Genomic DNA, 15,200 nt, shown 5'->3' on the forward strand with positions numbered 1-15,200 from the left:
TTACTTATTGTTTTTGATCGTGCCTTTTTCCAGGCGCTGGGCAACTGCCGAACGCTGGATCAACACTTCAACACCGTCAGCCAGTTCAATCGTGAGATAAGCATCCGTTGCTTTGGCAACGCGTCCCAGCAAACCACCGGTAGTCACAATTTCATCGCCCTTTTGCACGGCTTGCAACATGGCTTGTTGCTCTTTGGCGCGCTTTTGTTGCGGACGAATCAACAAGAAATAGAACAGCACGAAGATGACGATCATCGGCGCGAAGGACAGCAGTCCTCCCATTGGGCCGGCGCTTGCGCCCGCATCAGCGGCGAAGGCAGAAGGGATCAGCTGCATGGCGGTTGATTTTCCGTATAAGTGTAAAACGATTAAAAAAGCCGCTTATTTTAGCCCGCGACCTGGATGAAATCCACAACGGGCCGTCCAAGCGGACATGCTACCAGGCCCAAAGTGGCCGGTAGCTCGCCTCTGACTGTCGTGTAATCAGTCAGTTCCTCGTGCCCGGTCAGCGTGAAAACCGGTCACATAGGCGGGGAATGCATCTTGTTCAATGGCGGCGCGCATGTCTGCCATCAACACCTGGTAGTAGCGCAAGTTGTGGATAGTATTCAGTTGTGCGGCCAGAATTTCGCCCGAGCGGAACAAATGATGCAGATACGCCCGGCTGAAATTGCGGCAAGTGTAGCAGTCGCAGGTTTCATCCAGCACACGTTTGTCTTGCCGATGTTTGGCATTCTTGATCTTGATGTCGCCGTAGCGTGTAAACAACATACCGTTGCGCGCATTGCGGGTTGGCATCACGCAATCGAACATGTCGATGCCTTGCGAAACGCCAAAAACCAGATCTTCCGGCGTACCCACACCCATCAGATAACGCGGCTTGTTCACCGGCAACTTGGGGCCGGTGTACGCCAGTACGCGGTAAAACTCTTCGCGTGGCTCGCCTACGCTCAGGCCGCCAATGGCCATGCCGTGAAAACCGATGTCATCAAGCCCCGCCAGCGATTCGTCACGCAGGTCTTCATACATGCCACCCTGAACAATGCCGAACAGCGCGTTGGGGTTTTCCAGCCGGTCAAACTCATCACGCGAGCGCCGCGCCCAGCGGGCAGACATGCGCATCGAATCGGCCGCTTCTTTGTGCGTAGCCGGATACGGGGTGCATTCGTCAAAAATCATCACGACGTCAGAATTGAGCACGCGCTGGATACGCATGGATTCTTCTGGCGTGAGAAACAACTTGGTGCCATTCACCGGGCTCTGGAACTTGACGCCTTCTTCGGTGATCTTGCGCAAATCGCCCAGACTGAATACCTGGAAGCCGCCCGAATCAGTAAGGATGGGCTTATCCCAGCCCATGAATTCATGCAGCCCGCCAAACTGGCCAATCACTTCCAGCCCCGGGCGCAGCCACAGGTGAAAAGTGTTGCCCAGGATGATCTGCGCGGAGATTTCATTCAGATCTCGCGGGGTCATGGCCTTGACCGTGCCATAGGTGCCGACCGGCATGAACACCGGGGTCTGCACCACGCCATGATTCAGCGTCACCTGACCACGGCGAGCACCGCCGCTGGTGGTCTTCAGTTCGAACTGCAAGCCATCAAGTGCTTGCTGAGTGTGTTGGGACATATATATACATACCTCTCGCTATCGGAAAACAGTCCGATGCTTGATCAAAAATCAGCACAAGCCAGCTGCCTGCGCCGCGCTGGCCACACCCGGGCCAACAAGCAAAACCCATGATTCTACAGGGATTGCCGCTCCAGCAGCATGGCGTCGCCATAACTGAAAAAACGGTATTCGTGCGCAACGGCGTGCTGATAGGCGTTCATCATGGTGTCGTGACCGGCAAACGCGGCCACCAACATCAACAGCGTGGACTTGGGCAGATGGAAGTTGGTCACCAACCGGTCCACCACGCGGAACTGATATCCGGGCGTAATGAAGATATCGGTATCGCCTTCTGGTTGCGCCAGAAAGCCCTGCTGGCTGGCAGCTTCCAGTGCGCGCAATGAAGTCGTGCCCACCGCGATGATGCGTCCGCCTTCAGCCTTGGCCTTTTGCAGCAGCGCCACCGTTTCTGGCGAAATGGCGTAACGCTCGAAATGCATTTTGTGCTCTGCCACGTTCTCCACCCGCACCGGCTGGAAAGTACCAGCGCCCACATGCAGAGTCAGAAACGCGGTTTGCACACCTTGCGCGCGCAGTTGTTCCAGCAACGTATCGGTAAAGTGCAGCCCGGCGGTCGGGGCCGCCACAGCGCCTGGGTCGCGGGCATAAACGGTTTGATAGCGTTTGGCGTCTTCCTCATCGGGCACGTGGGTGATATACGGCGGCAGCGGTAACAAGCCTGCCGCATCCAGAATCTCCAGCACCGATGCTTCTGCATCGAACTCCAGCAAGAACAGCTCGCCCTGGCGTTCAATCATGGTGGCAGTCCAGCCGCCATTGAAGATCAGTTTGCTGCCCGGCTTGGGCGACTTGGATGAACGCACGTGCGCGAGCGCGCGATGCGGGCCCAATACGCGTTCGATCAACGCCTCAATCTGGCCGCCGCTTTCTTTCTGCCCAAACAGCCGCGCCTTGATCACTTTGGTGTCGTTGAACACCAAAACGTCGCCTGCGCGTAAAAAGCCGGGAAGTTCGGCGAACGTGCGATCTTGCAGGGTGGCACCATCCACGTGTAGTAAACGGCTGCCACCGCGCTGTTCCGGCGGAAACTGGGCGATCAAATGCTCGGGCAAGTGGTAATCAAAATCAGATAACTGCATGGAAATACTCAGTAGTCGCTGTAACAAAGTTACGGCAGTATATCAGCAGCAAACGGTCGCAAGCCGCGCTGTGCTTCGTTAAAACACGTTTTCAAACGAGTGTTTTATCTTGCAAATTCTGCGAATTTCGTCGAATTTACTGGACAACACCCATCTGGCTCGGCAAACTCCCGCCGATGACAGGGAACACTCGATCCGGGGCGACCATGACGCAAGGCCGAAAAATACTGGTTCTGCACGGTCCCAACCTCAATCTGCTCGGGGTACGCGAACCGCAACATTATGGCGCCGATACACTGGCTGCCATCAATGCCCGTTTGATTGAACAAGGCGCCGCAGTGGGTGCCCTGGTTGAAACATTCCAGTCCAATCGCGAATTCGAGTTGATCGAACGCATTCATGCAACCTTGAACGACGGCACTGACTTCATTGTCATTAATCCGGCCGCGTTCACCCATACCAGTGTGGCGTTGCGCGATGCCCTTTCCGGCGTCAAAAAGCCTTTTGTGGAAGTACATCTTTCCAACGTTCACGCCCGTGAATCGTTTCGGCATCACTCGTTCTTTTCCGATCTCGCCGTTGGCGTGATCTGCGGCTTGGGCGCCAAAGGCTATGAATATGCCTTGGCGTTCGCGCTCAATCATTCCGTCAAGACGTCCTGAAGACGACGTCGTTGTCCCAAAACTAAATACATATCAAAGAAGGGTTGCCATCAATGGACTTGCGCAAACTCAAAAAGCTGATCGATCTCGTCGAGGAATCCGGCATTGCCGAGCTTGAAGTGACCGAGGGCGAAGAAAAAGTTCGCATTACCCGCGTGAATCAATCCCTCGCGCCAACTTACCTGACCCAGGCACCGCAGATCCAGTTGCCAGCCGGCGCCCCTGCGGCAGCTGCGGCACCGGTTGCGGCTGAAGCCGCTCCGGCCGTGCAAGAAGGCACACCGGTCAAGTCGCCAATGGTCGGCACGTTCTACCGCGCGCCAAGCCCTGGCGCCAAGAACTTCATTGAAATCGGCCAGCAAGTGAATGTCGGCGATACGCTGTGCATCATTGAGGCGATGAAGCTCTTGAACGAGATCGAAGCCGAAGTCAGCGGCACGGTTAAAGCCGTGCTGGTGGAAAACGGTCAGCCGGTTGAATACGGCGAGCCGCTGTTCATTATTGGATAATTCTGTGAGGTGTACGGCGCTGCAAAACTGGTCGATAACACCAGCCAGGTTGCGCCAGATCTCTCACTTCTCACGGAGTTGAGCCATGTTTGACAAGATTCTGATCGCAAATCGCGGAGAAATTGCTCTGCGGATTTTGCGTGCATGCCGCGAAATGGGCATCAAGACCGTGGTCGTGCATTCTGAAATCGACCGCGAAGCCAAATACGTAAAGCTGGCCGATGAGTCGGTATGTATCGGCCCGAACCCGTCCGGTTTGAGCTATCTGAACGTACCGTCGCTGATTGCTGCCGCTGAAGTCACAGAAGCACAAGCCATTCACCCAGGCTACGGTTTTCTGTCGGAAAACGCTGACTTTGCGCAACGTGTAGAAGAATCCGGCTTTGTGTTCATCGGCCCCAAGCCTGAATCCATCCGCCTGATGGGTGACAAGGTTTCCGCCAAGAACGCCATGAAAGCGGCCAAGGTGCCGTGCGTACCGGGCTCAGATGGCGCGCTGCCAGACGACAACACCGAAGTTCTGAAGATTGCCCGCAAGATCGGTTATCCGGTGATCATCAAGGCCGCTGGCGGCGGCGGTGGTCGCGGTATGCGTGTGGTGCACGAAGAAAACGAACTGCTGCGTTCGGTCGAAATGACCAAGTCGGAAGCAGGTGCCGCCTTCGGCAACCCGACCGTATACATGGAAAAGTTTCTGGAAAACCCACGCCACGTGGAAATCCAGATTCTGGCCGATACCCACGGCAACGCCATTTATCTGGGCGAACGCGATTGTTCCATGCAACGCCGCCACCAGAAAGTGATCGAAGAAGCGCCGGCTCCAGGCATTACCGAAGCGCAACGCAAACGTGTGGGCGAAGCCTGCGCCGATGCTTGCCGCAAGATCGGTTATCGCGGTGCCGGTACTTTTGAGTTTCTGTTCGAAAATGGCGAGTTCTATTTCATTGAAATGAACACCCGCGTGCAGGTGGAACACCCGGTGACCGAAATGATCACTGGCGTGGACATCGTGCAAGAACAGATCCGCGTTGCTGCTGGCTTGAAGCTCAATTACACGCAAAAAGACATCAAGCTCAAAGGCCACGCCATTGAGTGCCGCATTAACGCCGAAGACCCGCTCAAGTTTGTACCGAGCCCAGGTCGCATCACCACGTGGCATACGCCGGGTGGCCCAGGCGTGCGGGTGGATTCACACGTGTACCAAGGCTATTTTGTTCCGCCAAACTACGATTCGATGATCGGCAAGATCATCACCTACGGTGACACACGCGAGCAGGCTATGGCCCGCATGCGTATTGCGCTGTCGGAAATGGTGGTTCAAGGCATCAACACCAATATTCCTTTGCACCAGCAACTGTTGCTGGATGCGGCCTTTATCAAGGGCGGCACCAGTATTCATTACCTGGAGCACAAAATGCCGGAAATCCGCGCATTGCTGGAAAATCAGATCGGCTAAACTGCCTCTGAATGGTGGTAATACAAAACGGAGCTACGGCTCCGTTTTGCTTTGTTAGCCAGCAAAAAATCTGCAACTTCGGGCAAAGCCCCTGTTGCATGTCGTAAATCGCGCTTTTCTTGCAGTGCTGAGCAATGCGAGAATGGTCATTTGGTTTTGAGGCAGCATCATGTCCTGGCAAGAACTTCGTATCGAAACAGATTCCCGGAATGCCGAGGCGCTGTCGGACGCCCTCTTCGATCTGGGCGCCCTGTCCGTGTCGATCGAGGACGCCACTGCGGGCACCGCCGATGAAAAACCCATTTTTGGCGAGCCGGGTGAACCGCTCGAACAACTGTGGGAAAAAAGCATCGTGGTGGCCTTGCTGGAAGATGGCGCAGCGCCAGAATTCATCGTGGCCGCAGCATGCAACAGCACCGGCATTGCCCACCCGCTGTACACCGTGCAGATCATGGAAGAACAAGACTGGGTGCGTTTGACGCAATCGCAGTTTGATCCGATCCGCATTTCCGACCGGCTGCGGATTACACCCACATGGCACGAATCGCCCGATGCACGTGCGATTAACATCGTGCTTGATCCCGGTCTGGCGTTCGGCACCGGCAGCCATCCCACCACGCGGTTGTGCCTGAAATGGCTGGACAGCAATATCCAGCAAAGCGAAACCGTGCTGGATTACGGGTGTGGTTCCGGCATTCTGGCCATCGCCGCGAAGAAATTGGGCGCTGGCGACACACACGGCGTGGATATCGATGCGCAAGCGATGATTGCATCACGCCAGAATGCCGAGCAGAACAACGTGGAAATCTCGTTCTTCTTGCCCAACGAAGCACCCCAGCAGCAATACGACGTGGTGGTCGCCAACATTCTGACCAACCCGCTCAAAACGCTGGCACCGTTGCTGGCCGGGCGTGTGCGTGCCGGTGGGCACATTGCGTTGTCGGGCATTCTGGAAGAACAGGCCGATGAAGTCATGGCGATTTACGGCGTGTGGTTCACCTTCTTGCCGCCCGCTGCCGAAGAAGGCTGGGTGTGCTTGTCGGGTACGCGCAAACAAGGTTGATGGCCGTTCGCGTCATCCAGATAAAAGCCGGTCGCGTTTGCAACCGGCTTTTTTATTGCCACTCCAGGTGGACCAGCGCATCACCAGGCTCAACTCCGAACCGTCACAACACGCCCGGCCAGCCCAACATCCGTATCGGCTTCGTCCGCAACATCTGCCACCAACGCGGGCAAGCGCAGCCCCAGCGTCACGCCGCGCAACGCCATGAATAGCATCAGTGCCAGCCACAAGCCGTGATTACCCATTAAGGGCAACAAGATCAGCGCCAGCACGATAAAACAGCCAAAGCACAAGGCCATGCAGCGCATTAAATCGTGAGTGCGCGTGGCGCCAATAAACACCCCATCCAGCAAAAACCCCCAGACCGAGATCACGGGTGCCAGTACGGCCCAGGGCAAATAACGTTCGGCGGCAATGCGGATTGCGCTCTGATCTGTGAGCAAACCAATGATCGTCGGGCCAGCCAGGGCATAAACCACGCTGAAAATGAGAGCCAGCACGCTAGACCATAACAGGCTGATCTTGATCGCCCGCACCAGTTGATCGCGGCGGCGCGCGCCAATAGCTTCACCGGTCAGTGCTTCAATCGCATGGGCAAGGCCATCCAGCCCATACGCCATAAATGTCTGGAAATTCATCAACAAGGCATTGGCGGCCAGGATCACGTCGCTCTGCCTGGCACCGGCATGGGCAAACCAGCCAAAGCTGGCCAACAGCAACATGGTCCGAAAAAAGATGTCGCGATTGATTAACGCCAGGCGGCGTAGTGAGGCAGATTCAATCAGGCGGCGCCAGACCATGCCTGGCAAAACATGTGGCAGCAATCTGGATAACACCAGCACGCCAGCAATAAAACCCGCCAGGTCGGCACAGGCCGTGGCCCAACCGATACCGACAATCCCCCACCCCAACCCACGCACAAAACTGTAAACCGCGACGATATTGACCAGATTGATCAGCAACTGCAGCAACAAGGCCCAGCGCACCCGCTGCACGCCCAGCAAATAGCCCAGCACCACATAGTTGGCCAGCACCAGCGGAGCCGACCAGATGCGGGCATGCGCGTAGCTTGCCGCGTCACTTTGTACCGCCGGGCTACCGCCGAGCAACTTCAGCGCGAAGCCAATCAACGGCACCTGCAACAGCAAAATCGTCAGCCCGATCGCCAGCGCCAGCGACATGGCGCGTAAGAGGTTATCGCGCAGAGCAATGTCATCTCTGGCACCCCAAGCCTGTGCCACCAGACCCGTCGTGCCCATGCGCAAAAAGCCGAAACCCCAGAACACGAAGCTGAAAAACACGCCGCCCAAGGCCACGCCACCAATGGCGGATGCATCGGTCAAATGCCCGGCCATGGCGGTATCCACGGCGGCGAGCAAAGGTTGGGTCAGATTGGCCAGCGCAATAGGAAACGCCAGGCCAAGCACGCGGCGGTGGCTAACGCCGCTGACTGGATTGCTCATGGTGCTGAGGCTCTGAGAAAGAATCCCAATGATAATCGCATATTCCGGGCGCTTCTTTGCATGCCTGCGTATTGCACGTAACAACATACTTGCGCAACCGTGACCGGTGTCAGGTTACAGGCTAGAATCGCGGCCATGAGCTACGTTACGCGCTGCCCCAACTGCCGCACCGCCTTCAAAGTAACCGAAACGCAACTGGCCGCCCATGGCGGCAAAGTGCGTTGCGGCAAATGTGCATTCATTTTCAATGCACGTGACAGCCTGGAACTGCAAGCCAGCACCGAAAAACCTGCGCCAGTGGTCGAACGCGCCGCGCCGCAAGTTGTTCCAACCCCTGTGGCAGCCGCTCCGGCACCAGTGAGCATCAGCGCACAACCTGCCGCCAAAGAATACGTTCCGGTTTTTGCGCCAGCGCCTGCCCCCATTGAGACACCGGCACCCAGCCCGGTTCCGGCACCGTTGCTGGCACCGGCTCCATTGCCAACTCCCACGCCGGCAGCCGTCGCTCACACGCCGCAAGCTGCAATCGCACCTGACCTCGCCAAGACAATTACAGTGTCGCCACAAGAGTCCGTGCAGGACTGGCTGGCAAATTCCTACGTTCAGGCGATTGCCGCTGTGGCAGCTGAAGCCGAAGCCACCGACTACGACGATTACGTTGCACCGCCTGTAGCTACTCCGACACCAGCGATTGAGCCTGTTGTATCAACTGCAACTGCGCCCGCCGCCGAGCCTGTTGCGCCGCCAGTTGCGGCCGAGCCGGCTCATGTTACCGCAGAAGAAGAGCCGATTTTTACCGTGCCGCTGGAAACCTGGTCTGCCCAGGCCAGTGAGCGTGGTGAAGGTTATTTCCCGATTCGTACCGCAGAAGACGATGCCTTGCTGGCGTTGCCAGCGGCGCGGCCCAAGTGGCATTACGCCGCGCTGCCCGTGGCTGTGCTGCTGATTCTGTTATTGGTGTTCCAGGCCGGAATCCGCTATCGCAATGAGTTGAGCGTCAACTTCCCGTGGTTGCGTCCACCGCTGACTTCCGTTTGCCAGCTGTTTGGTTGCGACCTGCCGTTGCCGCGCAATGCCAGCCTGCTGCGTTCGGATTATTCCGAACTGATCTTTGTACCGGATCATCCTGAGTTGATTCAGCTATCGGCATCGCTGCGCAATCTGGCCGCTTATGATCAGGCACTCCCGTCGCTGGAGCTGACCTTGACCAACGCGCAAGAAGAAGTTGTGGCAAAGAAGGTGTTTACTGCCAAAGACTATCTGGTTGCCAACGAGAAAAAACGCACCGCCCTGGCCACCAATGACGAATTGCATGTTTTCCTGCAACTCAATGCTGCGGGTCTGAATGCCAGTGGCTACTCGTTGTACTGGTTTTATCCATAAACGGTGCCAATTCGCCTTGGAGATCTTCGACCGATGGAAGTTGATCCGCGTTTACGCTTGAAAATCCCGCCGCACGACCTCATCTGTTGAGCGGTCTGCCTTTGCACAAAGCAAAGAGACATCTACAACAAAAAAACCAGCAACATCTACAAAGACCACCCGGCCAACTTCGCGTTGGTCGGGCATTCCACACAGGCAATTCAGGAGATACCCATGTCCCAAGTAACTCTCGGCGGCAATCCCGTTCCGGTGAATGGCTCGCTGCCCGCCGTTGGTAGCCAGGCAAAACCATTTTCACTGGTTGGCAAGGATCTGGCCGACGTGACGCTGGCCAACTTTGCTGGCAAAAACAAAGTACTGAATATTTTCCCGAGTGTGGATACCCCGACTTGCGCCATGTCTGTACGCAAGTTCAACGAATCCGCCTCCAAGCTGAATAACACTGTCGTGTTGTGTATCTCCGCCGATCTGCCGTTTGCTCAAGCCCGTTTCTGCGGTGCCGAAGGCCTGGATAACGTGCAAACCCTGTCGCTGATGCGCGGTCGTGAATTCCTGAATGATTACGGCGTCGAGATCGCTGGCGGCCCGCTGGTTGGCGTAGCTGCGCGTGCCGTTGTGGTGCTGGATGCCAACGACAAAGTGCTGCATACCGAACTGGTATCCGAAATCGCTAACGAGCCAGACTACGCTGCTGCATTGGCCGTGCTGGCCTGATCAAACTGGATTATCGGGCAGCCGTACTGCGACTCGCCCAATCAATCAGCCAAACGCCCGTCTCAACTTGAGCGGGCGTTTTTATTTGCTGGCCCGCACCTCGGCAAACAGATGCAACGCCGCATATTGCAGCAACATGATGGTCTTGCCATCGACGATTTCGCCATCCGCCATCATTTGCATTGCGTTGGCAAAGGTGAGCTCCAGCACCTCGATATCCTCACCTTCTTCCGCCAACCCGCCACCGTCGGCCACTTTGTGCGAAGCATCGTATTGCGCCACAAAGAAGTACAGCTTCTCGGTGACGGAGCCGGGGCTCATGAAGGCCTCGAACACTTTGCGCACGTTTTGCACGCGATAGCCGGTTTCTTCTTCCACCTCGGTGCGAATACGCTCTTCGGGCGAAGCCTGATCCAGCAAACCGGCCGGGGTCTCGATCAGCATGCCGTGATAACCGTTTACATACGTCGGCAAACGAAACTGCCGCGTCAGCACCACTGTCCTGCGCTGCGGATCGTATAACAGCAAGGTTGCGCCGTTGCCTCGGTCATAGGTTTCGCGACTTTGGCGCTGCCACTGACCATTGGCGCGCTGAAAGTCGAAAGTCGTTTTCTTCAGCACATACCAGTCGTCCGATAACACCTTCACATCGACGATTCTTACCTTGTTTGCTGTATCACTCATTGCCTCACCCTTGTGCAGAGCCATTGCCCTTTTGAGCATGAGCCATTAAGCTATCATGCAATTTCGTGCAATAACAAGATTTTTCGTGCAAACAAGAAATCGGTAACCGGATATCCAGACCATGCTCACCCGCCAGCGCAAACAACATCTGCTCGCCGTTCTGAAACGGGACGGCCAGATTCAGGCCAGAGCCATCAGCCAGGAACTGGGTTTGTCGGAGGACACCATCCGCCGCGATTTGCGCGAACTGGCAGCAGAAGGATTGTTGCAACGGGTGCATGGTGGCGCCCTGCCCGCTTCGCCAGCGGTGGGTGATTTTGCCCAGCGTCAGCAAATTGCCTCAGCAGCCAAAGCCGCCATTGCCAAGGCGGCGGCCGGGCTGATCAGCGATGGGCAAATTGTGATCCTGGATGGCGGCACCACCGCCGTGCAATTGGCGCGCTCGCTCCCTGCGACATTGCGCGCGACGGTGGTCACACACAGCCCGAGCGTGGCGGTAGAACTGGTCCAGCATGCGGGCGTAGATGTGGTCATGATCGGCGGGCGGCTGTTCAAGCATTCCATCGTCAATGTCGGCGCGGCCGCGCTGGAATCCCTGGCGCATATCCGGGCGGATATTTTCTTTATGGGTGTCACCGGCGTGCATGCCAGTGAAGGCCTGAGCACCGGCGATATGGAAGAGGCCTATATGAAGCGGGCATTGATGGCACGGGCGGCAGAAACGGTCGTGCTGGCATCGTCCGAAAAACTTAACGCCGCTTCGCCCTACGTGATTGCGCCGATCACCGAAGCCAGCACCATCATCGTCGAGCGCGATACCAAACCTGCGTTGCTGAACGCTTTTATCAACGCCGGGACACATATTCTGCTGGCGTGACCGCTCCACGCACCAACGGCCAAATTAAGCACCGATCAGCAAGCGATAACCCACGCCTGATTCGGTGAGCAGATGTCGGGGTTGAGCCGGTTCATCTTCCAGTTTCTGCCGCAGGTGGCCCATATAGATGCGCAGATAGTGGCTGTGCTCCACATAAGCAGGCCCCCACACCTCCAGCAATAGCTGGCGATGGGTAATCACCTTGCCCGCGTGGCGAATCAATGTCGCCAGCAGGCGATACTCAATCGGTGTGAGGTGGATGGACTCACCATTACGAGTGACGGTACGCGCGACCAGATCGATCTCCACTTCCCCCAGCGCGACTTTGCCATCGCCCGGCGCATCTTTGGCATGCCGCCGCAGCAATACCCGCACGCGAGCCAGCAATTCGTTCACGCCAAACGGTTTGGTCAGATAGTCGTCGGCACCGGCATCCAGCGCAGCGACTTTGTCGCCTTCCTGGCTGCGCGCCGACAGCACCAGAATCGGCACTTCGCTGAAGGTGCGCAGCTCGCGAATCAGATCAATTCCATCGCCATCAGGCAGGCCCAGATCCAGCACCAGTAAATCCGGCTGGCGCGTTCCGGCCTCGATCAGCCCCTGGCGCGCCGTGCTGGCGTGATGTGTCTGCATGCCCGCCCCTTCCACGGTCATGGCCACAAAACGGGCAATCTGCGGCTCGTCTTCAATAATGACGATGGTGGCGCTCTGGCTGTTCATGCGATGGGGTCTTGTAGCAAATTTTCAGGGTCGGGCAATGCAGGCGGTGCGCGGCGTGGCAATGCCACGGTGAATACGGCCCCGCCACCTTGCGCGTTGGCGGCGGTTATCGTACCACCATGAGCCGCGACAATTGCCCGGCATAACGCCAGCCCCAAGCCGACGCCTGCCGTCGCGGATTCAGTCTGGCCGCGAGTGAACTTGGAGAAAATCATTTCCTCGCGCCCCGGCGGCAAACCTGGACCGGTATCGGAAACCGTGATTAGCAGTTTTTGCGGCGCGGCGCGGGCGGCGATAGTAATGGGGGTGCCAAACGGCGTGTATTTGATGGCGTTATCCACCAGATTGACCAGCACGCGCTCCATCAAAACGGCGTCGAACTCCACCAACGGTAGATCGGCCGGAATATCCAGTTGCACCGGGTGCTCGACCAGCCGCAATTCCAGCGAGCGCAGACTGGTGCCGACTACTTCTTCTACCGCCTGCCAATCCTGGCGCAAGCGTACTTCACCCGCCTGCAAGCGCGCCATATCCAGCAGATTGTTCACCAGATCGTTCATACGGCGGATTTCACCGACCAGTTGATGCGCGATATCGCGGGCGGGCGGCGCAGCGTAAGGGCTTTCGGACAGCGTGCTGGCCAGCCCCAGCAATACGGTGATCGGCGTGCGTAAATCATGCGAGATGGCCGACAGCAGATGATTGCGCAAGCGCTCGCCTTCCATCGACACCAGCGCGTTCTGCGCCACTTCCACAAAGTGCACACGTTCCAGCGCCAAACCGATCTGCGCAGCGCAAGTCTGCAAAAAACGCTTTTCTTCGCGGTCACCCAGCCAATCGCCCTTGGGGATCAGCGCCAGCACGCCGCGTACACGCATCGGGGCCGTCAGCGGCAGATAAAACGCTGTTGCGGCGGCGAGCGTACCAGTACCTTGCCCAGCCTCTTCACCATGGCGATAGACCCAGTCGGCTACGGCCAGATCGAGCGCCATGCCACCTTCCTGATGCAGTTGTTCGTCCATATCCGGCAAAGCCAGGCCGATATCGGTCTGAAAACGTGGCGCCAGATGCGCCAATGCCAGTTCCACCACTTGTTCGCGCATGAGCGCGCCGGACAGCGCTTGCGACAACTCATACAACGCAGCCGTGCGCCGCTCGCGTTTGGTGGCGATTTCAGCCTGAAAACGCAACCGCGCGGACATCTGACTCAGCGTCAGCGCCACCGTGAGCATGATGCCGAAAGTCAGCAAATACTGCGTATCGGCCACCGTGAACGACATTTTCGGTGGCACAAAAAAGAAATCGAACGCCGCTACCGACAACAGTGACGACAGCGCCCCGGCAAAGCGGCCAAAGCGCACCGACACCAGCAACACCGACAGCAGATACAACATGATGACGTTGGCCAGATCGAACACCTGGGTCAACTGGGCGGCAATGATCGTGCTGATACCGCAACCAATCAGCGCCCATACCGCGCCTTGCCAGCGGCGACCGATCACCGCCCACGGATCAATGCGCTCGACCGGCGCCGGGGCAACGCCGACAATTTGCACCGTGAGATTGGGCGACAAGCGCGCGAGCTTGGCAGCGTAGCTTTCGAGGATGTTGAGACGACGCGGCGGTTTGCCAATGACCACCGTCCCCATGTCGTGATCGCTGGCATAAGCGGCCAGCGCTTCGGGTACGTTCGGGCCGGGCAACATGGCAGCTTTGGCACCCAGGCTTTCCGCCAGATCCAGATTGCGGCGCGCGCTGGCCAGCTTGGTGTTACTGCGCAGCAACGCCGGGGTTTCTACGGTGACGGCGCACCAGTTCACCTTCAGGCGACCGGCCAGCCTGGCAGTATGCCGCACCAACGTTTCACCAGCAGAACCCGGTGCAATGGCTGCTAGCAGCGTTTCGCCCGGCGCAGAACCAACGGCCGGGTGACGCCGCAACTCGGCATCGACCCGATCCGCCGTGCGCCGCAAGGCCAGTTCCCGCAGCGCAATCAGGTTGCCTTTGCGAAAGAACGAATCGCGCGCCCGCGCCACGTTGCCGGGCAAATAGACCTTGCCTTCGTGCAGGCGCTTGAGCAGTTCATCGGGCGGCAGATCGACCAAGGCGATATCGTCAGCCGCATCAAACACCTGATCGGGCACGGTTTCGCGCACGCGCACGCCGGTGATGCTGCCCACCACGTCGTTCAGGCTTTCCAGATGCTGCACGTTCACGGTGGTGTAAACGTCGATCCCGGCGGCCAGCAGTTCTTCAATATCCTGCCAGCGCTTCGGGTGGCGGCTACCCACCACATTGCTGTGCGCCAGTTCATCGACCAGGATCAGTTGCGGCTTGCGCGCCAGCGCCGCATCCAGATCAAACTCTTCAAAGGCTTTGTCGCGATAGGTGAGCGTGCGCCGTGGCAGCAGGCTCAAGCCCCCCAGCAAGGCGGCGGTTTCTTCGCGCTTGTGCGTTTCCACCAGCCCCACCAGCACATCCGCACCCTCGCGCTGGCGACTGTGCGCCTGGGTCAGCATCGCCCAGGTTTTGCCGACACCGGCGTTGGCACCAAAGAAGATTTTCAGCTTGCCGCGATGGGCAACGGCTTCATCGGCCTGCAATTCGGCAAGCAGTTGGTCAGGGTTGGGGCGCAGGTCGTCGGTCATGGTTTGTAGTGTAGGGTGGATTCGCCCCGTTATACCGGGATAAAGAGCAGCGCGACAATCCGCCGCAAAACCTTGTGCATTGAGGGGACGGTGGATTGTCGTTTCACTCCGAACCCACCCTGCGGAGCTGTATCTTCCACTTTTCGGGATGCCCAATCCACGCTGCTGACTACAAGGGGCGAGACTCCCAACCTTGCAGCGGATACCCGTCGGGGCTGCGCATTGGGTTGAACTCATGCTCTCGCAGCGG

14 protein-coding genes are annotated in these 15,200 nt (G+C 57.7%); 7 read left to right on the forward strand and 7 right to left on the reverse strand.

The features are described 5' to 3' along the window. The 3 genes from yajC to queA all read right to left on the reverse strand — a co-directional run bounded on the left by yajC (window position 1) and on the right by queA (window position 2,771). Complete coding sequence (gene yajC / locus P4L78_RS08085; protein ID WP_283150353.1) at window positions 1-336, reverse strand: preprotein translocase subunit YajC; 336 nt, start codon at window positions 334-336, stop codon at window positions 1-3. A 147-nt stretch (window positions 337-483) separates the two neighbouring features. Then, on the reverse strand, window positions 484-1,629 hold the full coding sequence (gene tgt / locus P4L78_RS08090; protein WP_283150354.1) for a tRNA guanosine(34) transglycosylase Tgt: 1,146 nt from the start codon (window positions 1,627-1,629) through the stop codon (window positions 484-486). Window positions 1,630-1,745: 116 nt separating this feature from the next. After that, window positions 1,746-2,771, reverse strand: coding sequence for a tRNA preQ1(34) S-adenosylmethionine ribosyltransferase-isomerase QueA (gene queA, locus P4L78_RS08095; protein ID WP_309327536.1), 1,026 nt, complete (start codon window positions 2,769-2,771; stop codon window positions 1,746-1,748). Between the two features lie 206 nt (window positions 2,772-2,977). On the opposite strand from queA, the gene aroQ reads away from it, so the two are divergent. From aroQ to prmA, 4 genes are all read left to right on the forward strand, one after another. Then, on the forward strand, window positions 2,978-3,433 hold the full coding sequence (gene aroQ / locus P4L78_RS08100) for a type II 3-dehydroquinate dehydratase (RefSeq protein ID WP_283150356.1): 456 nt from the start codon (window positions 2,978-2,980) through the stop codon (window positions 3,431-3,433). Window positions 3,434-3,486: 53 nt separating this feature from the next. Continuing rightward, entirely contained in the window at window positions 3,487-3,942 is a 456-nt protein-coding gene (gene accB / locus P4L78_RS08105; protein WP_283150357.1) for an acetyl-CoA carboxylase biotin carboxyl carrier protein, read from the forward strand. Between the two features lie 85 nt (window positions 3,943-4,027). Next, window positions 4,028-5,398 (forward strand): acetyl-CoA carboxylase biotin carboxylase subunit, encoded by a 1,371-nt coding sequence (gene accC / locus P4L78_RS08110; protein ID WP_283150358.1) that lies wholly within the window; start codon window positions 4,028-4,030, stop codon window positions 5,396-5,398. A 169-nt stretch (window positions 5,399-5,567) separates the two neighbouring features. Next, window positions 5,568-6,461 carry a 50S ribosomal protein L11 methyltransferase gene (prmA, locus tag P4L78_RS08115; RefSeq protein WP_309327537.1) on the forward strand — a complete coding sequence of 298 codons (894 nt, stop codon included), beginning with the start codon at window positions 5,568-5,570 and terminating at the stop codon, window positions 6,459-6,461. A gap of 89 nt (window positions 6,462-6,550) precedes the next feature. On the opposite strand, the gene P4L78_RS08120 is transcribed toward prmA, so the two are convergent. Beyond that, a complete protein-coding gene (locus tag P4L78_RS08120; protein WP_309327538.1) occupies window positions 6,551-7,924 on the reverse strand; it encodes an MATE family efflux transporter in 1,374 nt (457 codons plus the stop codon). A 135-nt stretch (window positions 7,925-8,059) separates the two neighbouring features. On the opposite strand from P4L78_RS08120, the gene P4L78_RS08125 reads away from it, so the two are divergent. Further along, entirely contained in the window at window positions 8,060-9,307 is a 1,248-nt protein-coding gene (locus P4L78_RS08125; protein WP_309327539.1) for a DUF3426 domain-containing protein, read from the forward strand. 213 nt (window positions 9,308-9,520) lie between these two features. Beyond that, on the forward strand, window positions 9,521-10,021 hold the full coding sequence (tpx, locus tag P4L78_RS08130; protein ID WP_283150362.1) for a thiol peroxidase: 501 nt from the start codon (window positions 9,521-9,523) through the stop codon (window positions 10,019-10,021). An 81-nt stretch (window positions 10,022-10,102) separates the two neighbouring features. Here the strand turns inward: tpx and P4L78_RS08135 are convergent, their stop codons facing one another. Continuing rightward, window positions 10,103-10,705 (reverse strand): NUDIX domain-containing protein, encoded by a 603-nt coding sequence (locus P4L78_RS08135; protein ID WP_283150363.1) that lies wholly within the window; start codon window positions 10,703-10,705, stop codon window positions 10,103-10,105. Window positions 10,706-10,826: 121 nt separating this feature from the next. Here P4L78_RS08135 and P4L78_RS08140 point away from each other — a divergent pair, with 121 nt between their 5' ends. Beyond that, window positions 10,827-11,582 carry a DeoR/GlpR family DNA-binding transcription regulator gene (locus P4L78_RS08140; RefSeq protein WP_283150364.1) on the forward strand — a complete coding sequence of 252 codons (756 nt, stop codon included), beginning with the start codon at window positions 10,827-10,829 and terminating at the stop codon, window positions 11,580-11,582. A 24-nt stretch (window positions 11,583-11,606) separates the two neighbouring features. Here the strand turns inward: P4L78_RS08140 and kdpE are convergent, their stop codons facing one another. Together kdpE and P4L78_RS08150 are read right to left on the reverse strand one after the other, a co-directional pair. Further along, on the reverse strand, window positions 11,607-12,302 hold the full coding sequence (gene kdpE / locus P4L78_RS08145; RefSeq protein ID WP_309327540.1) for a two-component system response regulator KdpE: 696 nt from the start codon (window positions 12,300-12,302) through the stop codon (window positions 11,607-11,609). Then, a complete protein-coding gene (locus tag P4L78_RS08150; RefSeq protein WP_309327541.1) occupies window positions 12,299-14,950 on the reverse strand; it encodes a DUF4118 domain-containing protein in 2,652 nt (883 codons plus the stop codon). The genes kdpE and P4L78_RS08150 overlap by 4 nt, the downstream gene beginning before the upstream one ends. Window positions 14,951-15,200: the final 250 nt, after the last annotated feature.

This window comes from Silvimonas sp., from assembly GCF_031291215.1.
GTDB classification, from domain to species: domain Bacteria; phylum Pseudomonadota; class Gammaproteobacteria; order Burkholderiales; family Chitinibacteraceae; genus Silvimonas; species Silvimonas soli.